Source organism: Gordonia terrae (genome assembly GCF_051789125.1).
In the GTDB taxonomy this organism is placed as follows: Bacteria; Actinomycetota; Actinomycetes; order Mycobacteriales; family Mycobacteriaceae; genus Gordonia; species Gordonia terrae_A.
In genome coordinates this window covers 4,327,484-4,353,914 of record NZ_CP196526.1, presented here as the reverse complement: position 1 = coordinate 4,353,914, position 26,431 = coordinate 4,327,484, and the positions used below count along the sequence as shown (strand labels likewise).

The following is a 26,431-nucleotide window of genomic DNA, read 5'->3' as shown; positions in this document are numbered from 1 at the left end:
CTCGCTGGTGCGCGACGGTTCCGGTGGCCGAGCTCCGCCGAGAGCGTGCATGCAGGAGCGCAAACATGGGATGTTAGGTTCTTTGGGTGAGCGAACAGATCACCCCTCCTCGACGAACCAGCGAACTGGTCGTGCAGCGGATGCATGAGCTCATCGCCGACGGCACCTGGCCGGTGGGCGAACGGATTCCCGCCGAGCCGGAGCTCGTCGAGCGGTTCGGTGTGGGACGCAACACGATTCGTGAGGCGGCGCGTGCGCTCGAACATGCGGGCATGCTCGAACCGCGGCGCGGAGACGGAACCTATGTCCGTGGTCGCAGCCCGCTGGCGGGTGCCATCGCCCGATGCTCCGCGCCCTCCGAGGTCCGCGATCTGCTCGAGGTCCGTCGTGCGCTGGAGAGCGAGGCCGCAGCCGGTGCGGCCGAACGGGCGGACACCGCAGCGGCAGCACGCCTGCGAGTGCTGCTCACCAGCACCGAGGAGGCGATGGCGGCCGGAGATCTCGACCGGTACACAGAGGCCGACATCGCCTTCCACGCGGAACTGGTCCGTGCGTCGGGCAACGCGCTGCTCATCCAGATGTACGACGGGATCGCCGAGGTGATCTCACGAGCGCACCCGGCGGTGCTGCGCGCGCCGCTGGCCGCGGGTACGCATCCGCGCGGACACCTCGACGTCGTCGAGGCCATCGAGCGCGGCGACGTCGACGCGGCGCGCGCCGCCGTATACGCCTACGTGGGTTCGACGGCGGGCTCGCCAGCGGACTCGACGGGGGCTCCGGGATGACCGTGCGTGTGCGCCCTGCGAACGAGCGCACCACCCTCGGTGTGATCATCACCGCGGCCGGCATCATGCTCGTGGCCGCGAACCTCCGTCCGGCGGTCGTCGCGGTCGGGCCGTTGATCGGCACGATCTCGGCCGACGAAGGATTCAGCAGCGCGGTGGCCGGGCTGCTGACCGCCCTGCCGGTGCTCTTCTTCGGCATCTCGGCGGTCGTCGCACCCCGCCTCGCCAATCGATTCGGCATCGAGCGCGTCATCTTCGGCGCGATGCTCGTGCTGATCGTCGGGATCGGCGTGCGGTTGGTCCCCGCCGCGGCGGCCCTGTTCGTCGGTTCCGCGGTGATCGGCGCGGCCATCGGTACGTGCAACGTCGTCCTGCCCGCCCTGATCAAGCGGGACTTCGCGCATCGGTCGGGGCTGATGACCGGGTTGTATTCGATGACGCTGTCGGCCGGCGCCGCGGTGGCCTCCGGGGTGAGTGTGCCGATCAGTGATGCGTTGGACGGCAACTGGCGCCTCGCACTGGCCTCGTGGGCTCTCCTCGCGGTGGTCGCCACGGTCGTGTGGATTCCGCAGCTCGCGTCGGTGCACCGGGTGACGTCGACCGCGCCCACGTCGTCGTTGCTGAAGAATCCGATCGCCTGGGCGATCACGGTCTTCATGGGCACCCAGTCGTTGATCTTCTACACCGTCGTGGCGTGGTTGCCGCAGTACCTGGTCGACGGCGGGATGACGCCGGTCCGTGCGGGCGCGGTCCTCGCCTCCGCGCAGGTCGTCGCCCTGATCATGTCGCTGGTCGCGCCGATCGTGGCGGGTCGCTTCGCCGATCAGCGGGCTGTCACCCTGGTGGTCCTCGCCGTGTGCGCCACGGGTTTCGTGGGCCTGCTGGCCACCGATGTGTGGCCGGGCTTCTGGGCGGCGTGCGTGATGGTCGGCCCGGGCGCGTCGATCAGCCTGGCACTGCTCTTCATGGTGCTGCGCAGCTCCGGGGCGAAACAGACGGGGCAGGTGTCCGGGATGGCGCAGTCGGTCGGCTACCTGGCCGCGGCGATCGGTCCGATCCTCATCGGCGGCATCCACGACGTCACCGGCTCGTGGACCGTCGCCATGGCGGTGCTCGGTCTCGTGCTGATCCCGCAGGCGCTGTCGGTTCTCGGCGCGGGCCGGGACGTCAAGATGACGGGCTGAAGAACTCCGACACCGGTCAGCGCTGACCGCTATCGTGTGGCGCATGCATTGCGTGGTCGTGGGTGGGGGACTCGCCGGTCTGGCGTCGGCGGTATGGCTTTCCGAGGCGGGGCAGCGCGTGACCCTGCTCGAACGGCGGGGCTCGCTGGGTGGTCGCACCATCTCCATGCCGTTGTCCGCCGTCGACGACGTGCCCGACAACGGGCAGCATGTGTTCGCCAGTGGCTACGAGCACCTCATGCGCTACCTCGAGAGCGTCGGCACCCGCGATCACGTGGCCTTTCCCGGTCACATGACGATGCGGATGCCCGGGGGCGCGACGCGCAGATCGGCGTTCGGGGGCATCACCGGTCTGCGTGCCGCGCTCGGTGACCTTCCCGGCGTCACGGGTCTGGACCGGCTGCGTACCGCCCGCGCGCAGATCAGGTTGCTACGGCAGGCCTTTCGGCAGCCGGACTGGCTCGACGACGTCACCGCCGACGAATGGTTCCGACGGATAGGGCTGCCGCAGTCCGCGCGAGATGCGCTGTGGGACGGCATCGTCATCGGACTCACCGGCGACAAGCCGGACATCTCCTCGGCCAAGGTGCCGGCCGACCTGCTCGTCACCGGCGTACGACGGGCACGCCAGACGCGGACCCCGATCTCGATCGGCTACCCCACCGTCGACCTCGACACACTGTTCATCGACGGCGCCGAGAAGCGTTTCGCCGACGCCGGCGTCGAGGTCCGGCACCGTGCCGTGGTGGCCTCGATCGACGTCGACGGCGAGAAGGTCGCCGGCGTGACCCTCGCCGACGGGGAGAAGATCGCCGCCGACGCGGTGATCTGCGCGGTCCCGGTGTGGAACGTGAAGGGCCTGCTCGACCAGGTCCCCGGCCACGACCGGATCTACCGGGCCGTCGAGAACCTGACCCCGGTCCCCATCGTCAGCGTGAACCTCTACCTCGACCGGTCCATCGACATGGTGGACTGGGGCGAGGTCCTCCACGGCGGCGAGGGTGTCCTGGAACAGGTGTGGGACCGCCAGCGCATGCATGGGCGCGAACCGCGCGACAATTACTTTTATTCGACGACGGTCTCGGCGTCCTACGACCTCATCGGCAAGACGAACGCCGAGATCACCGACATCCAGATGGGCATGCTGCGCAGATACTATCCGGCGGCCGCCGAGGCGAACGTCGTCCACAGCCACGTGGTGCGGATGCCGAGATCGACCTTCGCGCAACGTCCCGGGACGGCCGGACTCCGCCCGGCACAGCGCACCGCGGTGAACGGTCTCGCACTGGCCGGGGACTGGACCCGGACCGACTGGACCACCACGATGGAAGGCGCGTGCCAGAGCGCGGCGCGTGCGGTCGAGGTGGTGCTGGAGTTCGCGGACCATCGCGCGAAGGGCACGCTGTAGGTCATGACGACATCTGCTTCCGCCTTCCACATCGGCGGTCCCGAAGTGATGCTGCGGATCGGCGACATCGCCGTCTCCGCCGAGCGCGGAGAAGGACGCACGGAGGCCGGACCCTGGCTCGCCGACCCCGCGGCAGGGGTCAGCCGTGGGGCTCTGGCCGTCTCGTGCGACGACGTCACCGGCTATCTCGTCGCCGCGGGTAGCCCGTCGGGTCGATGGCCGGTGTCGCTGGGTATCCGGATGGATTTCCTGGCGGACCCGCCGCTCGACGGGTCGTCGCTACGCGTCACCGGTGAGCTCGTCGGACGCGACGAGCGCGGCGCCATGACCAGGGGAGCCGTCACCGATGCGACGGGACGGACGATCGCGACGGTCATCCATCGTTCGCATCTCATCGACGCACCGCGGACCCCGGGACCCCACGCGTCGCCGCGCATCCTCGACGTCCCGGACGGTCCCGTCCGCGATCAGCTCGGGCTGGTCGAGACCGCCCCGGGTGTGCTCACCATGGGCCCGACGCCGTTGTCCGCCAACGGAATGGGCAGCGTGCACGGGGGAATCCTGATCTGTGCCGCCGAGCTCGCGGCGGCGTCGGGTATCGGCGCCGAGGGGGACATGCGGACGACGAGTGTCGACATCACCTACGTCCGGCCGTGCGACGCCGCGAAGACCGCCACGTTCACCACCGAGGTCACCCACCGCGGCCGCTCCCTGTCGGTCGTGCGCGTGGTGGCCGCCAATCAGGGTGGCAAGCCCGCGGCGATCGCCACGGTTGTGCTGCAGCACATCTGATCCCGCCGCTCCCTGAGGTGCGAGCGCAGCGAGCCACGAAGGGCCGGCCCGGGCTCAGAAACCGCTGGAGGACCCCAGCTCGGGGGCCGGCCCGGCGAAGTAGTGTTCACCGTCGAAGATGGCGGGGAGCCCGGCGGCGAGATAGTTGCCGATCCCTGGCTGGTCGAGTTCGGCGAAGAGCGGATTACGTTCGAGCACACCTGATTCGACGACCTCGCCGAAGGTCCGGTAACGCTCGGACAGTACCGAGGCCTTGTCCAGGGCCGCCTCGACCTCGGCGCTGGTGTGGCGGGCGAACCATGCCGCGAACAGTGGGGTCAACACCCCGCGATGGGTGTAGCGGTCATCTTCCCGGGTGAAGTCGGCGCCCAGTGCCTGTTCGACGGCAGCGACGGCGTCCGCGGTGTCGGTCATCGACACCAGGTCGCGGAAGTGACGCGGGGTCAGCGCCACGAGCATGAAACGCCCACCGTCGGCGGTGACGAAATCCGTTCCGTAGGTGCCGTAGACGTCGTTGCCGGTCGCGGGCCGGGAGCCCACCCCCAGCTGGGGCTCGGTGAGGTAGCCGAGGGTTCCGGCGATGGCCAGTGCGGCGTCCTCGAGCGGCAGCGTGATCTGCGCGCCCGCGCCCGTCAGGTCGCGGCGTCGTACGGCGGCCGTGATGGCAAGTGCCGCATAGAGTCCGCACGCCACATCCCAGGCCGGCAGTGCGTGGTTGACCACGCCGGCGTAGTCGGTGGGGCCGGTGATCGACGGGAAACCGAGCGCGGCGTTCACGGTGTAGTCGACGCCGGGAGTCCCGTCGGTGCGGCCGAGGAGCTCGAGGGTGATCACGTCGGCTCGTGTGCCGGAAAGGGTCTCGTGACTCATCCACGCGCGGCCGGCGGCGTTGGTGACGAGGATGCCGCCGCCGGGCCCACTGTCGGTGACGAGGTCCCGGATGACCTTCTGGCCGGCCGGGTCACGGAAGTCGACGGTCACCGACTTCTTGCCCCGGTTGAGACCCGTCCAGTAGATCGAGTTGCCGTCGTCGGTGACCGGCCACCGCCTGATGTCGGCGGCACCACCCAGCGGGTCGACGCGGATGACCTCCGCGCCGAGCTGCGCGAGAGTCAGGCCGCACAGCGGCGATGCGACGAAGCTCGACACCTCCACGATGCGCAGTCCATCGAGGGGACGGGGATGGGTGGTCACGTTCGGTAGCTCCTCGGGCCGGGACAGCAAGGGTTCAAAGGACTGTGGCGCATGTCAGGCCATCAGGACGTGATAGCGCCAGTCGAGGACGTCGCGATCCCGACCGTCCGCCTCGTGCGCGACGACCGTCGACCGCAGCTGTAGGACGCCGCCGCCACCGGGCAGGGGGGTGGCTTCCTCCACGTGGATGAGGGAGCTCAGGGTGTCGCCTTCACGGACGGGCCCGGTGTGGTCGCACGACTGCCACGACACGACGGTCATGAGGTTCGGGAGGGCCCGGTTGGCCTGTGAGAGTGCGAGTCCGATCGTATGACCGCCGTAGACCAGACGGCCGCCGGCGGATCTGCCTGCCACGCGCTCGTCGTGGTGGGTGGCAGCGATGTTCAGCGACAGGCGTGCGAGTTCGGGTGCGCTCGAGACCACATCGGCACTGGATCGGAAGACACGTCCGGCGAGGTCGGGCGAAAAGTGTTGCCCGCGAACCGCAGATCGGTAGATGTCGAGATCCCAGTCCGGTGTCGCGGGGCGAGAGCCGGCATCTTGACCGATGGCACCGAGGTCATCGGCGTGGACCGTCCGATCCGGGGCGGCGGTGGCCGACAGCGGCAGCATCGCGCAGCGGTAGAAATCGAGGACGGTGTCGCCGCGCTGATCGGTGGTGAGCATGTGGAGCGCGGCGAGTCCGGTTGGCGCGCGGCCGGGTTTGGGTGTGTTCTCCCGGAGTCCGACGACCTCGGTGACCGTGGTGAGCGTGTCGCCGATCCGCGGATGACGCAGGAAGCGCAGACCCCGGTAGAAGAGGTTCGCCTTCACGTGGTGGGTGGCCAGGGTCGACTGCCCGATGGCGACGTCGGTGACGAGACCCGGATGGGCGAGAGTGCCTCCGCCGACGACGCGTTCGCAGAGGTGCGCATCGAGGGACAGGCGCAGGCGGTCACCCAGGATCGACTGATGCGCGGCGGCGAGTCCCGAGGTCAGTGTCACCGATGGTGCGTCGTCGAAGACCCGGCCGTGGGTGAGTTCGTCGAAGTAGGGTCCGCCCACCGCGATCGGGTCAGTCATCGACGCCGCTCTTCGCCAGGATTCGACGTGCGGAGACGGCGAGGGCCTCGTCGAGCATGCGGCCATCGAGCTCGGCCGCGCCGGCACCCGCGGCGGCGGCGTTCTCGAGCGCGTCGAGTACCCGCCGTGCGTCCTCGACGGCGGCGTCGTCCGGGGTGAAGATCTCGATGGCGCTTGCCAACTGAGCCGGGTGGATGACCCACGTGCCGTCGAATCCGAGGTCGCGCACCCAACGCTTGGCGTCGCGGAACACCTCGTCGTCCGCGATGGTCAGGTGTGGGCCGTCGATGACGTCGACGCCCGAGGCGCGGGCGGCGAGGAGCACCGAATCCTGGACGACATGCCAGGTCTGCATGGGCAGGCCCGGAGCCCGGCCCATGGAGGCGCCGAGGTCGGCGTATCCGATCAGGACGGCGTCGAGGCGGTCGGTCGCCGCGCAGATCGCGCCTGCGTCGCGGATGCCGCGCGGGGTTTCCAGCAGCGCCTGCAGGCGAACCGGCGAGTCACCCAACTGACGATCGGCGTCTTCGAGGTCGGCGGGCGAATCGGCCTTGGGCACGACGACGGACGTCAGACCCTCCATCTGAGCGCACGCGGCGAGGTCCGCAGCCGCCCATTCGGTGTCGATGGCGTTGATACGCAACGAGATCGCACGATCGGCGCCGAACTCGGCGACCAGATCTGCCGCGGCAGCACGGGCGGAGTCCTTGTTCGTCGGGGTCACCGCATCCTCGAGATCCAGCACGACCTCGTCGGCGATCGAAGCCAGTGCCTTGCGTGCCTTGCGGTCGTCGGAGGCGGGCGCGACCAGGACGCCCCGTCTTCTCTGCACAGTCGCTCCCAGGGTCGGTGGTTCACGTGTGAATGTGTCGAAATGTGCGGCCAAATGTGACGCCCTTTGGTTGTATCAGACGCCTGTGCTCGAAGGGAAGTGTTGACAACGTCGATCGGCGACCCACAAAATGGCCGTACAAATCAGCCCGTCCGCTCCGCAGATCGTAGGTGTATCCGTTCATGAGCACGCTCGCCGCCGAAGAATCGTTCCTGGTCGAGACCGTTCGGTCGTTCATCGACCGGGAGGTCAAGCCCTCCGTACAGGAGGTGGAGCACGCCAACGAGTACCCGGAGAAGTGGATCGAGCAGATGAAGCAGATCGGGATCTACGGCCTGGCCGTGCCCGAGGAGTTCGGCGGCTCGCCGGTCTCGATGCCGTGTTATGCGCGCGTCACCCAGGAGCTGGCGCGCGGCTGGATGAGCCTGGCGGGGGCGATGGGCGGGCACACCGTCGTCGCCAAACTCCTCACGCTGTTCGGCACCGAAGAGCAGAAGCAGCAATACCTGCCGCGGCTGGCGACGGGTGAGATGCGGGCGACGATGGCGCTGACCGAGCCGGGCGGCGGTTCGGATCTGCAAGCGATGTCGACGGTCGCGAAGGTCGACGGGGACGATCTGGTGATCAGCGGGTCGAAGACGTGGATCAGCAACGCCCGGCGCTCTGGACTGATCGCGCTGATGTGCAAAACCGACCCGGCCGCGACGCCGCGCCACCGGGGGATCTCGATCGTCCTCGTCGAACACGGTCCCGGGCTGACGGTGTCGCGTGACCTGCCGAAACTGGGCTACAAGGGCGTCGAGAGTTGCGAGCTGTCCTTCGACGGCTACCGCACACCGACGTCGTCGATCCTGGGGGCCGAACCCGGCAAGGGATTCGGTCAGATGATGAAAGGCCTGGAGACCGGGCGGATTCAGGTCGCCTGCCGAGCCCTCGGTGTCGCGACGGCCGCGCTCGAGGACTCGCTGGCCTACGCGCAGCAGCGGGAGTCCTTCGGTCAGCCGATCTGGAAGCACCAGTCGATCGGCAACTACCTCGCCGACATGGCCACCAAACTCACCGCGGCACGCCAGCTGACCTGGCATGCGGCCGAACAGTACGACAAGGGCGAGCGGTGCGACATGGAGGCCGGCATGGCGAAGCTCTACGCGTCCGAGGTCGCCATGGAGATCGCCCTGAACGCCGTGCGAATCCACGGCGGATACGGTTACTCCACCGAGTTCGACGTCGAGCGGTACTTCCGGGACGCGCCGCTGATGATCGTCGGGGAGGGCACCAACGAGATCCAGCGCAACGTGATCGCGGCGCAACTCGTGTCCCGTGGTGGCCTCTGACCCGAGGTGACGTCTGCCTCGGAGGCACGAGCGGCCCGACTGGAAGGATGGATCGATGAGTGAGGCGGGGCAGTCCGAGCCGGCGTACAAGACGCTGGCCGCCGAACTGCGCGCCCACATCGCGGACGGCCGATACGCCGGCGGTGTCCGGTTGCCCACCGAATCCGAACTGTCCCAGGAGTACGGCCTCAGCAGGCAGACGGTCCGCCGCGCGTTCCTGGAACTCGTGACCGAGGGGTCGGTGTATCGGGTACCCGGACGCGGGACGTTCGCGACGGACAACGCGGGTCAGTATCTGCGTCAGCTGGGTTCGATCGAGGACCTCATGAATCTGTCCACCGACACCGCGATGCAGGTCCTGGAATCACCCGTCCGCCGAGTGGATCTCGAGGCGGCCGGACGGCTGCGTCTCGACACCGACGTCGTGTGGCGAATCGTCTTCCAGCGATTCCACGACGGTGTGCCGTTCGTCGTGACCACGGTGTCGTGGCCGGAATCGGTGGCGCGCTTGGTGATCGACGCCCCCGAGGTCGAGGCGGGCGCGGTCAGCGAACACACGATGATCGGACTCCTCGAACCCCACCTGGTCCATCCCATCGAGGAATGCGCGCAATCGATCACCGCCACGACCGCCGGCGCCGAGACAGCGGAACGCCTCGGCTGCCCGGTGGGCCACACGGTGCTGCGGGTCGACCGGCTGTATTCCGACTCCCGCGGCCGTGCCGTCGAACTCGCGATCAGCTACTTCCTGCCCGAGCACTACACCTATCGGGTCACCCTGCGCCGTACCGGCGAGCCCGCATCGAAGAGAACAGCACAACCACTGGTCCCCGAGGCGTGAGGAGCGATGGAGTGCTCAGTTCCGGGCCGGAAGCGGTTGCTCTTCCGGCACATTCGACGCGGCGCGTCGTGTCGGGATCGTGAGGGTGATGGCCATGCCGACGAACGCGGCGGCCGCGGCGACCAGGAAGCACCACGTGAACGTCGACTCGTCGGGCACCTCGGTGCCGCCGAGCGAGATGGTGGCACTGGCGAGGATCAGGGCCATCACAGCCGAGGCGATGGTCGTGCCCAGTGATCGCATCAGGCCGTTGAGCCCCACTGCGGCACCGGCTTCGGTCGCCGGCACAGACCCCATGATGAGGGTCGGCATGGCCGCGTACCCGACGCCCACCCCGATGGCGCAGACGATCGACGCCAGCATGAGCTTCCACGCCGCGTCCATGAGGAAGAACGCGAGAAGGTAACCGCAGCCGAGGATCGCCGCACCGATGGCGAGCGTGATCTTGGCTCCGATGCGGTTGATCAGGATGCCGGAGATGGGCGCGAAGATCATCATCATCAGGCCGCCGGGCGCCATCCACAGGCCGGCGGCGAGCAGGGACTGCCCCAGGCCGTAACCGGTGGCCTCGGGTAGTCGCAGGAGCATGGGCAGGACGATCGACTGCGCCATCATGCCGAAGCCGATGGCCGCGGCGGCGATGTTGGTCAGCAGGACCGCGGGGCGTGCGGTGGTCCGCAGATCGACCAGCGGATCCCGTTGGCGGAGTTCGAAGATGCCCCAGACGAGAAGCACGGCGATCCCGCCCAGCCCGAGCCCGAGGGTGCGACCCGACGTCCAACCCCAGTCGTTGGCCTTGGAGACCGCGATGAGGAAGGCGGAGAGCCCCACGGCCAGGCCGATGGCACCGGGAATGTCGATGCGACCGCCCGCGGCGTCGTTCACGCGGGGCACCAGCACCAGGACCGCGATGCTCACGAGCACACCCAGACCGGTCGCCACGTAGAACAGTGCGTGCCAGTCCCAGGTCTGGACGATCCATGCCGCCAGGGGCAGGCCGATCGCGCCGCCGACGCCGAGGGTCGCGCTCATGGCGGCCACGGCCATCGAGGTGATGCGGGGCGGGGTGATCTCGCGGATCAGGCTCATGCCCACCGGGATGAAGCCCATCGCCAGCCCCTGCACACCGCGGCCGATGATGAGCGGGACGAGTGTGTCGCCCAGCGCGCAGATCAGGGAGCCGAGCGTCAGCAGGGCCGCGCTGACGAACAGGACGCGCTGTTTGCCGAACATGTCACCCAGCCGGCCGGCGATCGGCATGGCGACGGCCGCGGCGAGCAGGGTCGCGGTGATGATCCAGGATGCGTTGCCTATCGATGTGTCCAGCAGTCGTGGCAGGTCGGGCTGGATCGGGATGATCAGCGTCTGCATCAACGAGGCGACGAGTCCGCCGAAGCAGAGCACCACCACACTGCCGACGGCGCCGGCGGGCGCTTTGTCGATGGCGTCGACCGCTTCTCCGGTCACCTCGGACGAGGGACGGCTTACTTGGCTCATGGAGAGACCTCCTTCGAGGTATGCAGCATACATATGTAATGTACATACGCAAATCGGACAGTAGATTGTCCACGTCTAGGGATGGAGGAGTGATGTCGGAGGATCCCGACCCGGGGAACCACGCCTCGGGGGATCACGCCCCGTGGCAGTCGCCGGTGCATCGTGACCTGGCGCAGGAACTGCTGCGGATGTCGCGGCGACGCAGCCTCGTCCATCCCGGCGTCGGCCTGGAACGGTCGGCGTTCGCCATCCTGTGGGTGCTCTCCGACGGCAGGCCGCGCACCCTGCGGGAGTTGACCGTCGATCTCGGCCTCGAACAGTCCACGGTCAATCGGCAGGTCAACGCGGCGATCAAACACGGTTACGTGGAGCGCTTCGAGGTCGAGGACTCACTGTCGAAGATGATCCGTCCCACCGAGGCGGGCAGTGAGGCGTTCCGTCGCGAAGGTCTCCTGCGCGCCGAGAGGCTCGAGCAGGTCTTCGCCGACCTCGATCCCGGCACCCCCGAGGCGCTGCTGCGCGAGCTGCGCGCGTTCAACGACGCCTACGAACGCACCCAGCACCGGCATGGTGCCGCCGAGGATCCGGCAGGCCGGAAGCGCGGTCTGGGATGAACGCGCGAGGGACGTTTGTGGTGACCGGGGCGGCGTCGGGGATGGGTGCGGCCGTTGCCGAATCGCTCCGGGCGAAGGGCCACCGGGTCGTCGGCGTCGATCAGCGGGACGTGGAGGTCGTCGCTGATCTGTCGACTCCGCAGGGTCGCCGGGCAGCCGCCGAGCAGGTCCTCGAGATGTCGGGGGGCACGCTCGACGGTGCTGTCCTCGCCGCGGGGATGGGGCCGGCTGCCGGGCTCGAGCGGAAGATCATCGAGGTCAACGTCTTCGGTGTCACCGAACTCCTGACCGCCTGGCGTCCGGCGCTTGCCGCCGCCGAGAAGGCGAAAGTCGTGGTGTTCGGCTCCAATTCGACGACGGTCACGCCGCTGGTCCCGAAGTCCGCGATCCGGCGACTGCTCGACGGGGACGCCGAGGGCGCGACCCGGGTGATCCGCAGGCGCCGTGGGGTCACCGGTCCGGTCGCCTACGCGGCGTCGAAGATCGCGGTCACCCACTGGTGTCGGTCGCACGGCACGACGACCGAGTGGGCGGGTGCGGGTGTACGGGTCAACGTGATCGCCCCGGGCCCGGTCATGACACCGCTGTTGCGATCGCAGCTCGACGGTCCGCAGTCCGGGCGCGTGGAGTCGTTCCCGGTTCCCGTGCGCGAGTTCGGGACTCCTGAGCAACTGGCGTCCTGGGTCCTGCTGATGCTCTCGCCGGCAGCCGATTTCATGTCGGGTGCGGTGGTCACCGTCGACGGCGGGACCGATGCCCTGATGCGCGGACGGGACTGGCCTGCGCCGCTGCCGCTGCGCGGCATGCCCGGGTTGCTGTGGAAGATGTACCGCGCGCCCAAGAACGGGCAGGTCGCCGACTACCAGCCCTGACGGTGTGGTCTACAACCCCGCCCGCTCGAGTGCCTCGTCGAATTCCTCCGAGGCCTGCTTCTCGCTCTTGCCGTCGGCGAGGGCCTGCCGATAGACGGCAAAGAGTTCGGCGCCGTGTTCGGAGTACTTGCGCGTCCAGCGTTCGCTGTCGACCCGCCAGTAGCCGATGACGTCGTAGCACCGGCGATCCCACCGGAGGTCGGGCCCGCGGAGATGCTTGCGTACGGCGCGTGATTCGGCGGCCTCCCCGGCGAACCAGCAGTAGCCACCGGTGGCGGGGATGGGCAGCTCGCGAACGGTCTCGGCCAGTCGGCTGGGAGTGCGCGCGTTGCCGCCGATCACGGGAATCAGTTCGACGCCGCGGTCGGGCAGGTAGGGCAGCTCGGTCGGGGCCGGGACCTCGACGACCGCGGTCACGCCGTCGGTCGAGGGCAGCTCGTCGAGGATGCGCGCCAGCGCAGGGAGGCCGGCGAGGTCGGCGGCGAGGATGAGGCGCTCGGTGCCCGCGGGCGGTGCGTACCAGCTACGCGCGTGGGTCATGACCACCTCGTCGCCGGGTTGTGCGCCCTGTGCCCAGAGCGTCGCCGGACCGGCTGCATGGATCACGAAGTCGACGAGCATGGTGCCCGCGGCGTGGTCTGCGGCGCGGATCGAGTAGTTGCGGCCGTCGGGAACGGGGTCGGCGTCGTAGTACGCCCACACGCCGTCGCGGCACGCCATGTCGGGCGCGCTCCGCTGACCCGGCAGCGGAAAGTAGATCCCGACCGCCTCGTCGGGCGCCCCCGGCAGGCCGAGGCCGGGGAGGTCGGCGACTTCGAAGGCGACGCGACGCAGATTGGGCGTCAGGTCGGCGACGTGCTGTACGCGTGCTCTGGAATAGCCCATGAGGTAACCCTAACCTCACTCCGGCGGCAGCGGCCACAGGGCTGGACCATGGTTACTAGGATATGCAACCATCGAGGGAAACGTTCCGGTGCCTCCGCGCCGGTGCTCGGTCGGTGGAAAGAGGTTCGCGTGTCGCAGTCATCTGTCTCCCCAGCAGGAGCTCCCGGGGCTCCGGCCCCGTCGGTGTTGGCGGAGGAGAACGGTTCCGCGCGGTCGCTGATCCTGAACCGACCGAAGTCCATCAACGCGATCGACCACGAGATGGTCCTGGAGATGGCGCGACGACTCGACGCCTGGGCGCTCGACGACACCGTGCGCGCGGTGGTCGTGTCCGGCGCCGGTGAGCGCGGACTGTGCGCGGGCGGCGACATCGTCGCGATCCACCGCGACGCGGCCGCGCTGAGCGGGAACCCGGAATCCACCGACGCCGATGCCGAGCAGTCCCCGTCGGCGAAGTTCTGGTTCGACGAGTACCGCCTGAACGAGTCGATCTCGACCTTCCCCAAGCCCTACGTCGCGATCATGGACGGCATCGTGATGGGCGGCGGGGTGGGGATCTCGGCCCACGGCGACGTGCGCATCGTCACCGACCGCACCAAGCTCGCGATGCCCGAGGTCGGCATCGGCTTCGTGCCGGATGTCGGTGGGACGCATCTGCTCTCGCGCGTGCCCGACGGACTCGGAACCTACGCCGGGCTGACCGCGGGTCACCTGCGCGGCGCCGACGCCATCGCGATGGGCCTCGCGGACCACTTCGTGCCGGCCGAGTCGCTGCCCGCCTTCATCGCGGCGATCGGCGAATCGGGCGTCGATGAGGCGGTCGACCGGTACGCCGTCGACGCGCCGGCCTCGGACCTCTCGGATCAGCGCGAGTGGATCGCCGGCGCCTTCGCCGCGCCGACCGTCGCCGAGATCGTCGACCGCTGCCGGGCAGTCGGGTCGCCCGAGGCGATCAAGACCGCCGACACCATCGCCGCGAAGAGTCCGACCGCCCTCGCCGTCACCCTGCGCTCGCTGCGCGAGGCCGCCGACGACGCGAGTCTGGCCGACACCCTGGTCCGCGAGTACCGGGTGTCCCTGCGTTGCCTGCTGCACCCGGACATGGCCGAGGGCATCCGCGCCCAGGTCATCGACAAGGACCGCAACCCGACGTGGGCCGAATTCTCCGAGGACGCCGTGGACGCGTTCTTCGCCCCGCTCCCGCATGATCTGACCTTCGCGAACGCGCCCGCTGCCGGCTGATCCTGGGGCAGGGTGGTCCGCAGGCGTCCCGCGGTGTGACCATGTCTGTCGAGCACCACCGAGTTCGTCGGTCATCCCAGACCCACATCACCGAAACCGAAAGAGGTAACACGTGACCGAGTACCAGACCATCCTCGTCGAGACCAGCGGCCGCGTCGGCATCATCACGCTGAACCGCCCCAAGGCCCTCAACGCCCTGAACTCCGAGCTCATGAACGAGGTCGTCGGGGCCGTCAAGGACTTCGACGTCGACGCCGGGATCGGTGCCATCGTGATCACCGGGTCGGAGAAGGCGTTCGCCGCGGGCGCCGACATCAAGGAGATGTCGTCGAAGACCTACGCCGACGTCGTCAACGAGCAGTTCTTCGCTGCCTGGGACGAGCTCTCTCGCGCGCGCACGCCGATCATCGCCGCCGTCACCGGCTACGCGCTCGGTGGCGGATGCGAGCTCGCGATGCTGTGCGACACGATCATCGCCGGCGACAATGCCGTCTTCGGTCAGCCCGAGATCAACCTCGGCGTGATCCCGGGTATCGGCGGCTCCCAGCGACTCACCCGCGCGGTCGGCAAGGCCAAGGCGATGGACATGGTCCTCACCGGTCGGCAGATGAAGGTCGACGAGGCCGAGCGCATGGGTCTGGTCTCACGCGTCGTCCCCAAGGAAGACTGCCGCGCGACCGCTCTCGAGGTCGCAGAGGTCATCGCGTCGAAGTCGCTCATCGCCTCCGCGCTGGCCAAGGACGCGGTGAACCGCGCCTTCGAGTCGAGCCTTGCCGAAGGTGTGCGTGCCGAACGTGCCCTGTTCTACTCGACCTTCGCCACCGACGACCAGACCGAGGGAATGGCCGCCTTCGTCGAGAAGCGCGACCCGAACTTCACCCACCGCTGAGTCCGGTGTCGCCGACCCGGCGTAGCACCGCGAGCACCTGTTCGACGAGAGGTGTGCGCCGGGTGGTGGGAAAGGCGGCGACGAGGTCGACCCGGTCCGCGACGGACAGCGGCCGGTAGACGACCCCGGCGACCCAGAGTGCCGACGTCGGTTCCGGTACGAGCGCGACCCCCGCGCCGGCCGCGACCAGGGTGACCAGGGTCGACGTCTCCTCGACCTCGTGCCGGATCCGGGGGACGAAGCCCGCGCGACCCGCGGCCGCGGCGAGCGCGCCGTGCATCACCGACCTGCCGCCGCCGGCGTGGACGATGAAGTCGTCGCCGTGCAGGAGTGCGAGGTCGACGGGGTCGTCCGGCGGGCCGCCGGCCAGCGGATGATCTTCGGGGAGTGCGACGATCAACCGGTCGCTGCGTATCGCCTCGACGTGCAGGCCGGTGGTGTCGACCGGCATCCGCAACAGGGCGAGATCGATGTCCCCGGCCGCGAGGGCCGCGATCTGCGCGGGCGCCAGCATCTCTCCACGAACGCTGACGTCCACGTCGGGAAGTTCCTCACTCAGCGCCCGCACGAGCTTCGGGAGCAGCGAGTAGGTTGCCGAGCCGACGCAGCCGATCGCAAGGGTGCCCGAGCGCCCGTCGGCTATCCGCTGTGCCTGGCGTCCCGCGGCGTCGACCGAGTCCAGGATCGAGACGGCCCGGCGCAAGTAGTCCTCGCCCGCGGGTGTGAGTTCCACACGTCGCGTGGACCGGACGAGGAGCGCGACCCCGAGTTCGTCCTCGAGTGCACGGATCTGTTGGGACAGCGGCGGCTGGGCCATGTGCAGGCGCCGTGCGGCGCGTCCGAAGTGCAGTTCTTCGGCCACGGCACGGAAGTACCGCAGGTGACGCAACTCCATGACCGGAGTCTACTGATACTTGTCACATATCAAACAGCGCGTTATGGATACTTCTCCATATCGACGTGGGTTCCTACCCTGGATTCATGGCATCTTCCGTTAACGACGCGGCGACCGACATCGTCGTCTGCTCACCATTGCGCACGCCCGTGGGTCGTATGGGTGGTGTTCTCTCGACGGTGCCGGTGACCCGGCTCGCGACCGACCTGCTGCGGACGCTGACCGAGCGCACCGGTCTCGGCGAGGGTGACATCGACGACGTCATCCTCGGACAGGGGTACGCCAACGGCGAGGCCCCGGCCCTCGGCCGGATCGCCGCCCTCGACGCGGGTCTGGGCATCGGGGTTCCCGGCATGCAGGTCGACCGCCGCTGCGGCTCGGGTCTCCAGGCCATCCTGACCGGTGCCTCGGCGGTCGCGACGGGAGGTGCGCGTGTCGTCGTCGCCGGTGGCGCCGAGTCGATGTCGACCGTCGAGCACTACGCCCTCGGCCTGCGGTCGGGAATCAAACAGGGTGGTGTCGAGCTGATGGACCGTCTCGATCGCGGGCGTCTGACGGCCGGCGGCGAGTCGCACCCCGTCCCCGGCGGCATGATCGAGACCGCCGAGAATCTGCGTGCGAGCTACGGGATCACCAGGGCCGACCAGGACGAGTTCGCGGCCCGCTCGCATCGACGCGCCATCGCCGCCCAGGAGGAAGGCCGGTTCTCCGACGAGCTGGTGCCGGTCACCGTCGCCGGTCGCCGCGGGCGGCCCGACACCGTCGTCGACCGCGACGAGCACCCGCGATCCGATGCGACCGTCGAATCCCTTGGCGCGCTTCGTCCGATCCGGCTCAAGCACGACCCGGAGTCGACCGTCACCGCGGGCAACGCCTCCGGTCAGAACGACGGAGCCGCACTGTGTGTGGTGGCCACGCGTGCCGAGGCGGAGCGACGCGGACTCGAACCGCTTCTCGCGCTTCGCTCCTGGGCTGTCACCGGGTGTGAGCCCGAGACCATGGGCATCGGCCCGGTCGGGGCCACGTCCGCCGCACTCGACCGAGCGGGCCTCACCCTCGATGAGATCGACCTCATCGAGATCAACGAGGCGTTCGCCGCACAGGTTCTCGCCTGCCTGGCCGAATGGAAGGTCGATGCCGCCGACGAGCGACTCAATCCCAACGGCTCGGGCATCTCGCTGGGGCATCCCATCGGTGCGACGGGTGCGCGCATTCTCGCCACCGCCGCGTACGAGGCGCGCCGTCGCGAGGCCCGGTACGTCCTGGAGACGATGTGTATCGGTGGCGGACAGGGTCTCGCGGCGATCTTCGAGGCGACCCGATGAGCGCCCGACCGGTCGAGGTCCACGCGGTCGTCTCGGGTCGCACCGACGCCCCCGCGGTGGTGCTGTCGAACTCGCTCGGGTCCACCCATGGCATGTGGGACGCACAGGTCGCCGCGCTCGAGGAGAGGTTCACCGTCGTCCGCTACGACACGCGGGGGCACGGTGACTCGCCGATTCCGCAGGGGCCGTACACGATCGACGATCTCGCCGACGACGTGATCGCGCTTCTCGACCGGTTGGGCATCGAACGCGCCCACCTCGTCGGTCTCTCACTCGGCGGCATGACCATGATGCGGGTGGCTGCACGCAATCCCGAACGTGTGGATCGGCTGGGCCTGCTGTGCACCGCGGCCTATCTGCCGCCCGCGCAGGGATGGACGGACCGCGCCGCACTCGTGCGCGCCGACGGCACCTCGGCGGTCGCCGCAGCTGTGGTCCAGCGCTGGTTCACGCCCGGATACCTCGACGCGAACTCCGAGGCGCGTCAGGCGTACGAGGCCATGGTCGCGGCCACCCCCGCCGAGGGATATGCGGCGTGCTGCGAGGCGATCGCCACGATGGATCAGCGGCCCGACCTGTCGTCGATCGCCGCGCCCACGCTGGCGATCGCGGGTGCCGACGACCCCGCCACCCCGCCGAATCTGTTGGGCGACATCGTCGATGCCGTGCCGCACGGCCGCCTGCTCGTGGTCCCGGAATCGGCTCATCTGGCCAATGCGCAGCAAGCCGACATCATCACCCCCGCACTTCTCGAACACCTGGAGCAGCAATGAGCACTCGCGACAGTGCCGCCACGATGACGGTCGACAACCGTTCCGGCGGCCCGACCAAAATCGCGGCGTCGGCGGCCGAGGCGGTCGCCGACATCCCCGACGGCGCGAGTATCGCGGTCGGCGGTTTCGGGCTGGCCGGCATTCCCGGTTTCCTCATCGACGCGCTCCTCGAGCAGGGTGCGGCGAACCTGACCATCGTGTCGAACAACTGCGGAGCCGACGGCGCGGGCCTGGGGCTGCTGCTGGAGGCCCGCCGCATCGACCGGGTCGTGGCGTCCTACATCGGGGAGAACAAGGAGTTCGGGCGCCAGTTCTTGTCCGGCGAGGTCACCGTCGAACTCACCCCGCAGGGCACGCTCGCCGAACGCATGCGCGCCGGCGGAAGCGGTATCGGTGCGTTCTTCACCCCCACCGGTGTCGGCACGCTCGTCGCCGAGGGCGGACTGCCCTGGCGGTACCACTCCGACGGCACCGTCGCGGAGGCGTCGCCACCCAAGGAGGTTCGGACCTTCCACGGCCGGGAGATGGTTCTCGAGGAGTCGATCGTCACCGACTACGCACTGATCCGGGCCGCGGTCGTCGACACCGACGGCAACTGCCGGTTCCACGCCGCCGCACGCAATTTCAACCCGCCGGCGGCGATGGCCGGGCGCATCACGATCGTCGAGGCGGAGAAGGTGGTCGAGGTCGGCGAGCTCGGACCCGACGAGATCCATCTGCCGGGCATCTTCGTGCAGCGGATCGTCGAGCTCGCCCCGGAGCAGGTGGCACGCAAGGGGATCGAGAAGCGCACGGTCCGTGAACGTCCCACCGCGTCGCCGTCAGCCTAGGAGAGTCGACATGACCTGGACCCGTACCGAGATGGCCGCCCGCGCCGCCCGCGAACTCACCCCCGGTGACTACGTCAACCTGGGAATCGGGCTGCCCACCATGATTCCCGACCTCATGCCCGACAACTCCGGCGTCCACCTGCACGCCGAGAACGGCATCCTCGGGGTCGGACCGTTTCCCTACGACGACGAGGTCGACCCCGACCTCATCAACGCCGGCAAACAGACCGTGTCGGTCCTGCCCGGAGCGTCGTACTTCGATTCGGCCACGAGCTTCGCGATGATCCGCGGCGGCCACGTCGACGTCGCGGTCCTCGGTGGCATGCAGGTCGCGATGAACGGCGACCTGGCCAACTGGATGGTGCCGGGTGCGCTCGTCAAGGGCATCGGTGGCGCCATGGACCTCGTCAACGGCGCAGGCCGGGTCATCGTGCTGATGGACCACGTCACCAAGAAGGGTGAACCCAAGCTGCTCGAGGGCTGCGCGCTCCCACTGACCGGCCGCGGCGTGGTGAGTCGCGTGATCACCGACCTCGGTGTGTTCGATGTTGCCGGAACGGGATTCGACGTCGTGGAGTTCGCCCCGGGTGTCGACCTGGGGATCGTCGAGGACAGGACCGGCGCGCCGGTCTGGGCCGACCATCGGCCCCATTGAGGCCCGATATCGCTCACCATTTCCGTTCCCGCTCACCCATTTTCGGTGAGCGGGAGCGGATCGGGTGAGCGATGTCGTCTCCTGGGGTGACCGCCGGCGCCGTCCGGCCGCCGATTGATCGATGTCATCGATCAATCGGCACAAATTTAGTCTTTGTCATGTATTGATCTACCCCCTAACGTGAGACGTGTCCGCGGTCACACGGCCCGGGCGGATCGGTACGAGACGAGGCAGGTCATGGAGCTACGGCACTTGCGGTACTTCGCCGCTGTGGCCGACACCTGTCATTTCGGGCAGGCGGCGGAGTCGTTGCATGTGGCGCAGCCCGCGCTGTCGTACGCCATCCGCCAGCTCGAAGCCGAACTCGACGTCACGCTGTTCACGCGGACCACCCGGCAGGTCTCGCTCACCCCGGCCGGTCAGTACCTGAGGGTCCAGGCCGAACGCATCCTCGCCGGCGTCGACGAGGCGACAGATGGCGTACGTCGAATCGCCGCCGGCCGCAGCGGCGTCGTCCGCCTCGGTCTCACCGGAATCGCCGCCTTCTCCCACCTCCCGCGTATCGCGCGAGTGGTCAAGCGCGAACTGCCCGACGTCGACCTCCGCATCCAGTCCGACATGCTCACCCCCGGACAGAGCGATGCCCTGCGAGCGGGGACTCTCGACCTCGGAGTGCTGCGTCCGCCTGCGATCGGCGAAGGCATCGAGACGAAGGTGATCGACGTCGAACCGCTCGTGCTGGCGGTGTCCGTCGATCACCGTCTGGCAGTCGAACCCGTGGTCTCCGTCGCCGACCTCCGCAACGAGCCGTTCGTGATGTACGACAGCCAGGACTCTGCGGTGAACGACGCGGTCATGCGGGCATGTCGCGCAGCGGGATTCGTGCCGAACCGGGCGCACCAGGCGCCGGGCACCGCGGTGCTGCTGGCGCTTGTCGCCGCCGGACTCGGTGTCTCTCTGCTGCCGGCCTCGGTTCGTTCGTTGCCTCTCGACGGATTGGTGGTGCGCGACCTCGTCGACGCCGACACCGTCGAGGTGGCGCTCGCCTGGAAATCAGACACCACCGATCCCGTCGTCGCCGCGGTCGCCGATGTCATCGCCGCCGCATTCACCGCCGACGTCGGACACGCCGGTACCCGTTCCTTCCGCGCCCCGTCGGGCGCTCGACCCGGAGAAGACCTATGAAGATCACTCGGGTGGAAGCGATTCCGTTCTCGATCCCCTATGTCAAGCCGCTGAGATTCGCCTCGGGCGAGGTGTATGCCGCGGACCATGTGCTGGTGCGGGTGCACACCGATGCGGGAGTGGTCGGCATCGCCGAGGCGCCCCCGCGTCCCTTCACCTACGGCGAGACCCAGGACGGCATCATCGCCGTGATCGACGGTATCTTCGCCCCGGCGATCGTCGGTCTCACCTTGCTCGAGCGTGAGGTCGTCGCCGCCCGGATGGCCCGCACGGTCGGCAATCCGGCAGCGAAATCAGCTGTGGACATGGCGATCTGGGATGCGCTCGGCAAGGTGCTGGGGCTTCCGGTCGGCGACCTGCTCGGCGGTTTCACCGACCGGATGCGGGTCAGCCACATGCTCGGTTTCGCCGAACCGGCTGTGATGGTCGCCGAAGCCGAGAAGATGGTCGACACCTACGGCATCCGCACCTTCAAGGTGAAGGTCGGCCGACATCCGTTCACCCTCGACACCGCGGTCGTCCGCGCCCTACGCGAGCGGTTCGGCGGTGAGGTCGAACTGTACGTCGACGGCAATCGCGGCTGGACGGCAGCCGAGTCGGTGCGCGCCATGAAGGACATGGCCGACCTCGATCTGCTGTTCGCCGAAGAGCTTTGCGACGCAGCCGATGTGCTCGGGCGGCGTTGGCTCGTCGAACATCTCGACGTACCGTTCATCGCCGACGAGTCGGTGCCCACTCCGGCCGACGTGACCCGCGAGATCCTCGGCCGCTCGGCGACCGCGGTCAGCATCAAGACCGCCCGCACGGGTTTCACCACCTCGCGCCGGACGCACCACCTCGCCGAGGGGCTGGGGGTCCCCGTCGTCATGGGCAACCAGATCGACGGACAGATCGGGACGGCCTGCGCGCTCGCGTTCGGAAGCGCCTTCGAGCTGACGTCGCGCTACGCCGGCGAATTGTCGAACTTCCTCGACATGAGTGACGACCTCCTGGCCGAACCGCTCCAGCTCCGCGACGGCCATCTGCATCGTTCGACCGCGCCCGGCATCGGGTTCGAGCTCGACCCGGACAAGCTCGAGCACTACCGCACCGACAACTGACAGAACCCCACCACACGCCTCGTGGCAGCCCCACGAACTCGAAGTAGCAAGGAGAAGCACATGACCACCACCGAGCATCCACAGGAAGTCGCCACCGCCGCGGCGTCCGGAGCTTCCGCGACCGAGCGTTTCCATGCGGACAAGTCGCCGTTCGAGGCCGTGAAAGACACTCCGCCCGAGCGTGTCTCGATGTTGATCAACGAAGTCCTCGCGGGCGTGCACGAGACCATCCGCAAGCACAAGGTCACCTACGACGAGTACAACGCACTCAAGGCGTGGCTCATCAACGTCGGGGAGGACGGGGAGTGGCCGCTGTTCCTCGACGTGTGGGTCGAGCACGTCGTCGAGGACGTCGCCACCGAGCATCGCCAGGGCAACAAGGGCAGCATCGAAGGCCCGTACTACGTGCCGAACGCCCCGGAACTGGGTGCCAAGGGCGCACTCCCTATGCGCGACAACGAATCCGGCGATCCGCTCCTGTGGACCGGGCAGGTCCGTTCCTGCGACGGCACCGCGCTGGCCGGCGCCACTGTCGAGCTGTGGCACGCCGACGATGACGGCTTCTACTCACAGTTCGCCCCGGGCATCCCGGAGTGGAACCTGCGCGGCACCTTCACCGTCGACGACGACGGCCGGTTCGAGATCACCACCATCCGCCCCGCGCCGTACATGATCCCGACCGACGGCTCGTGCGGAAAGATGATCTCGGCTGCCGGCTGGCACCCGTGGCGTCCCGCGCACCTGCACCTCAAGGTGACCGCACCCGGCCACGAGCAGCTCACCGCGCAGTTGTACTTCCCGGGCGACCCGCACAACGACGACGACGTCGCCAGCGCGGTCAAGCCCGAACTCGTGCTCGATCCGCAGGCCGACGGCAACGGCGGCTACACCGTCTCCTACGACTTCGTGCTCGACCCGGAGAAGTGATGCTGTTCCACGTGCGGATGGACGTCTCCATTCCCGACGATCTCGACCCCGACGTGCGGGCCGACACCGTCGCGCGGGAGAAGGCGTACTCGCAGGATCTGCAACGCGCCGGCAAGTGGCCGCACATCTGGCGGATCGTCGGCGAGTACTCCAACTACTCGATCTTCGACGTCGAGTCGAACGACGAACTGCACACCCTGTTGTCCGGTCTGCCGCTGTTCCCGTACATGCGGATCAAGGTCACGCCGCTGGCGACCCACCCCTCGGACATCAACGGCTGAGGGTTCGTTCCCGCTCACGAAACCCGTTCTCGCTCACCGAAAAGTGGTGAGCGGGAACGGGTTTTGTGAGCGTTACATCATGAGGCCGCCGATCGCAGGGTGAGCATCGTGATCTCCGGCGGAGCGAGAACCCGTACCGGGGGACCCCACGCCCCGGCGCCGCGGGTGGTGTACACGGCGGTGTCGCCGACCTTGTCCAGGCCGGTGACGGTCGGTTGCTGGGCACGCACCAGATACCGGATGGGCCACATCTGCCCGCCATGGGTGTGACCCGACAGCTGTAGGTCGACGCCGAGATCGGAGGCCTCGAAGGCCTGCCGAGGCTGGTGGGCGAGCAACAGGACGAAGTCGTCGGGTGACGAACCCGCCAGTGCGGCAGGCAGATCCGGTTCGTACGGTTCCGGGGCGGTGTGATCGTGGACCCCGGTCAGCTGGATCGTCGCACCGTCGACCTCGATGGGCACCCGCGCATTGCGCAGGGTTCGCACGCCGAATTCTTCCCAGACGTCGAGCCAGCGGCCGCCGTCGTCGGCGTAGTACTCGTGGTTGCCGCTGACACCGAAGACGCCCAGCGGCGCCCGCAGGTCGGTGAGTGGTTCGAGGGTGTCACGGACGTACGGGATGGTCCCGTCGGTGAGATCGCCGACCAGGACGACGAGGTCGGGCTTCCCCGCAGTGACCTGATCGACGACGCGGCGCGTGAACGACGCGTCGCGGGCCGGACCGACGTGCAGATCCGACACGACGGCGATGCGCGTGCCGTCGAACTGCGTGGGCAGGCCGGGCAGTGTGGCGTCGACGTCGACGACCTGTGGCCGGGACGCCTCGAACACCCCGTAACCGGTGATGGCGAGAGCGAGCACCACCACCGTCGCGGTGGCAGCGCGGAGTCGGCCGAGCCGGCGGGCTGCGAACGCCGGGGTGTCCTGCACGCCCGACCGGCGTCGTCGGATCGACCGGACGACGTGCGCCGCGAACGAGACGAGGCCGACCACCGCGAGGCCCAGGAACAGATACAGGACCGCCGCCATCCACACGAGGCCGACGAAGGCGAAGGGCCGCGACCACGACGGGTCCACCGAGCGTCCGGCGGCGAAGCCGACGAGGACGAGCGCCCACAGGACCACCAGCAGGACGTCGGCGGCGATCGACCACGGGCGGGGAAGCGCGGTGGACCGGACGATGCGCCGGTGCAGCCAGAAGGTGATGAGTCCGAAGACGACGGCAGAGAACAGCGCCACGAACGGGACCCCCTGTTGTTGACGATGCTGCCGATGCCGACAGCGTTGAGCCCGGAGTCGGGCGGTTTGCCCCATTCTTCCATCGCGGCTCGTTGGTACCCTCGCCGCCATGAGCGACGTCGTCATCGATCCACTCGATCTGGCCGAGATGCTGCTGGCGACGCCGCCGGTCGTGCTGGATGTGCGCTGGCAGTTGGGCGACTTCGACGGCCGGCGCGCCTATCGCGAGGGGCACATCCCCGGCGCGGTCTACGTCGACCTCGATACCGAACTGGCCGCACCTCCCGCCGGGCCCGCAGGGGGTCGTCACCCACTGCCGACCGTCGATGAACTCCAGGATGCCGCCCGGCGGTGGGGCCTCGACGACGGCGTCCCCGTGGTGGTCTACGACGACTCCGGCAACCTCGCGGCTGCCCGCGCCTGGTGGCTGCTGCGATGGGCCGGTGTCGCCGACGTCCGCCTCCTCGACGGCGGACTCGAGGGGTGGCGACGAGCGGGACTGCGGACGACGACCGGCGACGGCGGCCGGCCGCGTCCGGGCACGGTCACCCTCACCCCCGGCCGGCTCGATGTGGCGGACGTCGACGATGTCGCGGCCGGTCCCGCGTTCCTCCTCGATGCGCGCGCCGGGGAGCGGTACCGCGGCGAGGTCGAACCGGTCGATCCGCGTGCCGGTCACATCCCCGGTGCGTTGAGCGTGCCGACCGCGGACAATCTCGACGACGCCGGGCGCTTCCGATCGCCCGACGAGCTGCGCGCCCGCTTCGGCGATCTGGGTGTGGTCCCTGAGGACGGCGATGACGTGGTGGTCTATTGCGGGTCCGGGATCAACGCGGCCCATCAGATCGCCGCGCTCGCCATCGCCGGTATCGACGCGACGTTGTTCCCCGGCTCGTTCTCGCAGTGGTCGTCGGAGCCGGAGCGACCGGTCGTCGACGGGCCCCGTCCGGCAGGACCAGACGTGTCGGCAGGCGGTGCCTAGGACTGCATCGATGGGTTCGAACGGTCGGACTTGACGGGGTGGTCGGCGTCGACCAGTCGGGCCGCGATCTCGGACACCGGACAGTTGGTGTCCTGGGAGAGCTGGCGAAGGATTCCGAAGGCCTGCAGCGAATCGGTGTCGTAGCGTTCCATGATCATGCCTTTGGCCTGACCGATGATGTCTCGGCTGGCCAGCGCACTGCGGAATTGCTGGCCGCGTTTGGCGGTGTCCAGAGCGATGGCCGCGTGGGTGGCCAGCATCGTGGCGAGGTCTTCGGTGTTCCGGTCGAAGGCATGCGGGGTCTCGGAGAACAGATTGAGGGCTCCGAGCTCGAGGTCGGTCACGTAGAGCTGCAGCGACAAGCACGCCCGGATCGGGGTGTCCGTGCGTACCGCGGTGATGAAGGACGGCCACCGGTCTTCGGTGTCGACGTCGTCGATGATCACGGTCTGCTGGAGCCAGATCGCATCGAAACACGGTCCCTGGCCGTGCTCGTGTTGCAGTGCGTCGAATGTGCGGGCGACCGGTCCGGTCTCGGCGGTCGACTCCAGCTCCGGAGGGCGAGTCCGGTGCCGCTTGTGCACCAGGGTGATTCCGGCGTGATCGACCGCGGCCAGTAGGCGCACCGCCGACTCGGTGACGTGTTCGAGGACGTCGGGTGGGGTGACGGCATCCTCGGACGACCCGTGCACCGCTCGGGCGAGGCGGGCTATATGCGTGTGGACATCGGCACCGTCGACGGCGGACATCTCGTCGTCAGGTGCGGTCATGGTCGAGGGTCATCCGGCGTCACGAACACCAGCGTA

At 68.7% G+C, this 26,431-nt stretch carries 27 protein-coding genes; 19 read left to right on the top strand and 8 right to left on the bottom strand.

Annotation, left to right across the window (positions count from 1 at the left end; translation table 11 throughout):
* Positions 1-86 precede the first annotated feature (86 nt).
* The 4 genes from ACSUZC_RS19665 to ACSUZC_RS19650 are packed head-to-tail and all read left to right on the top strand — an operon-like array spanning position 87 to position 4,169.
* Entirely contained in the window at positions 87-785 is a 699-nt protein-coding gene (locus ACSUZC_RS19665) for a FadR/GntR family transcriptional regulator (RefSeq protein ID WP_439030136.1), read from the top strand.
* Entirely contained in the window at positions 782-1,969 is a 1,188-nt protein-coding gene (locus tag ACSUZC_RS19660; RefSeq protein WP_439030135.1) for a CynX/NimT family MFS transporter, read from the top strand. Before ACSUZC_RS19665 ends, ACSUZC_RS19660 begins: the two co-directional genes overlap by 4 nt.
* A 43-nt stretch (positions 1,970-2,012) precedes the next feature.
* Positions 2,013-3,377, top strand: coding sequence for a hydroxysqualene dehydroxylase HpnE (gene hpnE, locus ACSUZC_RS19655; protein WP_439030134.1), 1,365 nt, complete (start codon positions 2,013-2,015; stop codon positions 3,375-3,377).
* Between the two features lie 3 nt (positions 3,378-3,380).
* On the top strand, positions 3,381-4,169 hold the full coding sequence (locus ACSUZC_RS19650; protein WP_439030133.1) for a PaaI family thioesterase: 789 nt from the start codon (positions 3,381-3,383) through the stop codon (positions 4,167-4,169).
* A 54-nt stretch (positions 4,170-4,223) separates the two neighbouring features.
* Here the strand turns inward: ACSUZC_RS19650 and ACSUZC_RS19645 are convergent, their stop codons facing one another.
* Genes ACSUZC_RS19645 through ACSUZC_RS19635 form a run of 3 tightly spaced genes read right to left on the bottom strand, consistent with a single transcriptional unit; the run spans position 4,224 to position 7,257 of the window.
* Positions 4,224-5,363, bottom strand: a complete 1,140-nt coding sequence (locus tag ACSUZC_RS19645) for a CoA transferase (protein WP_439030132.1) — start codon at positions 5,361-5,363, stop codon at positions 4,224-4,226.
* Positions 5,364-5,417: 54 nt separating this feature from the next.
* Complete coding sequence (locus ACSUZC_RS19640; RefSeq protein ID WP_439030131.1) at positions 5,418-6,425, bottom strand: MaoC family dehydratase; 1,008 nt, start codon at positions 6,423-6,425, stop codon at positions 5,418-5,420.
* Complete coding sequence (locus ACSUZC_RS19635) at positions 6,418-7,257, bottom strand: HpcH/HpaI aldolase/citrate lyase family protein (protein ID WP_439030130.1); 840 nt, start codon at positions 7,255-7,257, stop codon at positions 6,418-6,420. Before ACSUZC_RS19635 ends, ACSUZC_RS19640 begins: the two co-directional genes overlap by 8 nt.
* Positions 7,258-7,439: 182 nt before the next feature.
* On the opposite strand from ACSUZC_RS19635, the gene ACSUZC_RS19630 reads away from it, so the two are divergent.
* Positions 7,440-8,591 carry an acyl-CoA dehydrogenase family protein gene (locus ACSUZC_RS19630; protein ID WP_439030129.1) on the top strand — a complete coding sequence of 384 codons (1,152 nt, stop codon included), beginning with the start codon at positions 7,440-7,442 and terminating at the stop codon, positions 8,589-8,591.
* A 55-nt stretch (positions 8,592-8,646) separates the two neighbouring features.
* A complete protein-coding gene (locus tag ACSUZC_RS19625) occupies positions 8,647-9,432 on the top strand; it encodes a GntR family transcriptional regulator (protein WP_439030128.1) in 786 nt (261 codons plus the stop codon).
* Between the two features lie 15 nt (positions 9,433-9,447).
* Here ACSUZC_RS19625 and ACSUZC_RS19620 read toward each other — a convergent pair whose 3' ends face one another.
* A complete protein-coding gene (locus ACSUZC_RS19620; RefSeq protein ID WP_439030127.1) occupies positions 9,448-10,929 on the bottom strand; it encodes an MFS transporter in 1,482 nt (493 codons plus the stop codon).
* A 92-nt stretch (positions 10,930-11,021) separates the two neighbouring features.
* Between ACSUZC_RS19620 and ACSUZC_RS19615 the strand changes: the two genes are divergently transcribed.
* Positions 11,022-11,543 carry a MarR family winged helix-turn-helix transcriptional regulator gene (locus ACSUZC_RS19615; RefSeq protein ID WP_439030126.1) on the top strand — a complete coding sequence of 174 codons (522 nt, stop codon included), beginning with the start codon at positions 11,022-11,024 and terminating at the stop codon, positions 11,541-11,543.
* Entirely contained in the window at positions 11,540-12,415 is an 876-nt protein-coding gene (locus ACSUZC_RS19610; protein ID WP_439030125.1) for an SDR family oxidoreductase, read from the top strand. Before ACSUZC_RS19615 ends, ACSUZC_RS19610 begins: the two co-directional genes overlap by 4 nt.
* Before the next feature lie 9 nt (positions 12,416-12,424).
* Here ACSUZC_RS19610 and ACSUZC_RS19605 read toward each other — a convergent pair whose 3' ends face one another.
* The gene (locus tag ACSUZC_RS19605) at positions 12,425-13,300 is read right to left on the bottom strand and encodes a siderophore-interacting protein (RefSeq protein WP_439030124.1); all 876 of its coding nucleotides are present in this window, start codon (positions 13,298-13,300) and stop codon (positions 12,425-12,427) included.
* A 129-nt stretch (positions 13,301-13,429) separates the two neighbouring features.
* Between ACSUZC_RS19605 and ACSUZC_RS19600 the strand changes: the two genes are divergently transcribed.
* Entirely contained in the window at positions 13,430-14,542 is a 1,113-nt protein-coding gene (locus tag ACSUZC_RS19600; protein WP_439030123.1) for an enoyl-CoA hydratase/isomerase family protein, read from the top strand.
* A 112-nt stretch (positions 14,543-14,654) separates the two neighbouring features.
* The gene (locus ACSUZC_RS19595) at positions 14,655-15,431 is read left to right on the top strand and encodes an enoyl-CoA hydratase (protein ID WP_439030122.1); all 777 of its coding nucleotides are present in this window, start codon (positions 14,655-14,657) and stop codon (positions 15,429-15,431) included.
* Here ACSUZC_RS19595 and ACSUZC_RS19590 read toward each other — a convergent pair.
* Positions 15,418-16,326 (bottom strand): LysR family transcriptional regulator, encoded by a 909-nt coding sequence (locus ACSUZC_RS19590; protein ID WP_439030121.1) that lies wholly within the window; start codon positions 16,324-16,326, stop codon positions 15,418-15,420. The genes ACSUZC_RS19595 and ACSUZC_RS19590 overlap by 14 nt on opposite strands.
* A gap of 86 nt (positions 16,327-16,412) precedes the next feature.
* On the opposite strand from ACSUZC_RS19590, the gene ACSUZC_RS19585 reads away from it, so the two are divergent.
* The 8 genes from ACSUZC_RS19585 (at position 16,413) to catC (ending at position 23,402) form a co-directional block, all read left to right on the top strand.
* On the top strand, positions 16,413-17,651 hold the full coding sequence (locus tag ACSUZC_RS19585; RefSeq protein ID WP_439030120.1) for an acetyl-CoA C-acetyltransferase: 1,239 nt from the start codon (positions 16,413-16,415) through the stop codon (positions 17,649-17,651).
* Positions 17,648-18,424: a 3-oxoadipate enol-lactonase gene (gene pcaD, locus ACSUZC_RS19580; RefSeq protein ID WP_439030119.1), complete on the top strand. Its 777-nt coding sequence runs from the start codon at positions 17,648-17,650 to the stop codon at positions 18,422-18,424. Before ACSUZC_RS19585 ends, pcaD begins: the two co-directional genes overlap by 4 nt.
* Positions 18,421-19,254: a CoA transferase subunit A gene (locus ACSUZC_RS19575; protein ID WP_439030118.1), complete on the top strand. Its 834-nt coding sequence runs from the start codon at positions 18,421-18,423 to the stop codon at positions 19,252-19,254. The genes pcaD and ACSUZC_RS19575 overlap by 4 nt, the downstream gene beginning before the upstream one ends.
* A gap of 10 nt (positions 19,255-19,264) precedes the next feature.
* On the top strand, positions 19,265-19,909 hold the full coding sequence (locus ACSUZC_RS19570) for a 3-oxoacid CoA-transferase subunit B (protein ID WP_439030117.1): 645 nt from the start codon (positions 19,265-19,267) through the stop codon (positions 19,907-19,909).
* A gap of 237 nt (positions 19,910-20,146) precedes the next feature.
* On the top strand, positions 20,147-21,094 hold the full coding sequence (locus ACSUZC_RS19565) for a LysR family transcriptional regulator (RefSeq protein ID WP_439030116.1): 948 nt from the start codon (positions 20,147-20,149) through the stop codon (positions 21,092-21,094).
* On the top strand, positions 21,091-22,194 hold the full coding sequence (locus tag ACSUZC_RS19560; protein ID WP_439030115.1) for a mandelate racemase/muconate lactonizing enzyme family protein: 1,104 nt from the start codon (positions 21,091-21,093) through the stop codon (positions 22,192-22,194). Before ACSUZC_RS19565 ends, ACSUZC_RS19560 begins: the two co-directional genes overlap by 4 nt.
* 60 nt (positions 22,195-22,254) lie before the next feature.
* The gene (gene catA / locus ACSUZC_RS19555) at positions 22,255-23,121 is read left to right on the top strand and encodes a catechol 1,2-dioxygenase (RefSeq protein WP_439030114.1); all 867 of its coding nucleotides are present in this window, start codon (positions 22,255-22,257) and stop codon (positions 23,119-23,121) included.
* Positions 23,121-23,402 (top strand): muconolactone Delta-isomerase, encoded by a 282-nt coding sequence (gene catC / locus ACSUZC_RS19550; protein WP_165629568.1) that lies wholly within the window; start codon positions 23,121-23,123, stop codon positions 23,400-23,402. Before catA ends, catC begins: the two co-directional genes overlap by 1 nt.
* Positions 23,403-23,479: 77 nt before the next feature.
* On the opposite strand, the gene ACSUZC_RS19545 is transcribed toward catC, so the two are convergent.
* Positions 23,480-24,643, bottom strand: coding sequence for a metallophosphoesterase (locus ACSUZC_RS19545; protein WP_439030113.1), 1,164 nt, complete (start codon positions 24,641-24,643; stop codon positions 23,480-23,482).
* Positions 24,644-24,752: 109 nt separating this feature from the next.
* Between ACSUZC_RS19545 and ACSUZC_RS19540 the strand changes: the two genes are divergently transcribed.
* Positions 24,753-25,625, top strand: coding sequence for a sulfurtransferase (locus tag ACSUZC_RS19540; RefSeq protein WP_439030112.1), 873 nt, complete (start codon positions 24,753-24,755; stop codon positions 25,623-25,625).
* Here ACSUZC_RS19540 and ACSUZC_RS19535 read toward each other — a convergent pair.
* Complete coding sequence (locus tag ACSUZC_RS19535) at positions 25,622-26,395, bottom strand: GAF and ANTAR domain-containing protein (protein WP_439030111.1); 774 nt, start codon at positions 26,393-26,395, stop codon at positions 25,622-25,624. The two genes, ACSUZC_RS19540 and ACSUZC_RS19535, sit on opposite strands and share 4 nt — an antisense overlap.
* Positions 26,396-26,431 lie beyond the last annotated feature (36 nt).

Coding starts and splice junctions, on each gene's coding strand:
- catC (WP_165629568.1), top strand. CDS start 23,121: ATGCTGTTCCACGTGCGGATGGACGTCTCCATTCCCGACGATCTCGAC.
- ACSUZC_RS19585 (WP_439030120.1), top strand. CDS start 16,413: ATGGCATCTTCCGTTAACGACGCGGCGACCGACATCGTCGTCTGCTCA.
- ACSUZC_RS19570 (WP_439030117.1), top strand. CDS start 19,265: ATGACCTGGACCCGTACCGAGATGGCCGCCCGCGCCGCCCGCGAACTC.
- pcaD (WP_439030119.1), top strand. CDS start 17,648: ATGAGCGCCCGACCGGTCGAGGTCCACGCGGTCGTCTCGGGTCGCACC.
- ACSUZC_RS19590 (WP_439030121.1), bottom strand. CDS start 16,326: ATGGAGTTGCGTCACCTGCGGTACTTCCGTGCCGTGGCCGAAGAACTG.
- ACSUZC_RS19630 (WP_439030129.1), top strand. CDS start 7,440: ATGAGCACGCTCGCCGCCGAAGAATCGTTCCTGGTCGAGACCGTTCGG.
- ACSUZC_RS19640 (WP_439030131.1), bottom strand. CDS start 6,425: ATGACTGACCCGATCGCGGTGGGCGGACCCTACTTCGACGAACTCACC.
- ACSUZC_RS19610 (WP_439030125.1), top strand. CDS start 11,540: ATGAACGCGCGAGGGACGTTTGTGGTGACCGGGGCGGCGTCGGGGATG.
- ACSUZC_RS19575 (WP_439030118.1), top strand. CDS start 18,421: ATGAGCACTCGCGACAGTGCCGCCACGATGACGGTCGACAACCGTTCC.
- catA (WP_439030114.1), top strand. CDS start 22,255: ATGACCACCACCGAGCATCCACAGGAAGTCGCCACCGCCGCGGCGTCC.
- ACSUZC_RS19615 (WP_439030126.1), top strand. CDS start 11,022: ATGTCGGAGGATCCCGACCCGGGGAACCACGCCTCGGGGGATCACGCC.
- ACSUZC_RS19560 (WP_439030115.1), top strand. CDS start 21,091: ATGAAGATCACTCGGGTGGAAGCGATTCCGTTCTCGATCCCCTATGTC.
- ACSUZC_RS19565 (WP_439030116.1), top strand. CDS start 20,147: ATGGAGCTACGGCACTTGCGGTACTTCGCCGCTGTGGCCGACACCTGT.
- hpnE (WP_439030134.1), top strand. CDS start 2,013: ATGCATTGCGTGGTCGTGGGTGGGGGACTCGCCGGTCTGGCGTCGGCG.
- ACSUZC_RS19660 (WP_439030135.1), top strand. CDS start 782: ATGACCGTGCGTGTGCGCCCTGCGAACGAGCGCACCACCCTCGGTGTG.
- ACSUZC_RS19605 (WP_439030124.1), bottom strand. CDS start 13,300: ATGGGCTATTCCAGAGCACGCGTACAGCACGTCGCCGACCTGACGCCC.
- ACSUZC_RS19620 (WP_439030127.1), bottom strand. CDS start 10,929: ATGAGCCAAGTAAGCCGTCCCTCGTCCGAGGTGACCGGAGAAGCGGTC.
- ACSUZC_RS19540 (WP_439030112.1), top strand. CDS start 24,753: ATGAGCGACGTCGTCATCGATCCACTCGATCTGGCCGAGATGCTGCTG.
- ACSUZC_RS19650 (WP_439030133.1), top strand. CDS start 3,381: ATGACGACATCTGCTTCCGCCTTCCACATCGGCGGTCCCGAAGTGATG.
- ACSUZC_RS19535 (WP_439030111.1), bottom strand. CDS start 26,395: ATGACCGCACCTGACGACGAGATGTCCGCCGTCGACGGTGCCGATGTC.
- ACSUZC_RS19625 (WP_439030128.1), top strand. CDS start 8,647: ATGAGTGAGGCGGGGCAGTCCGAGCCGGCGTACAAGACGCTGGCCGCC.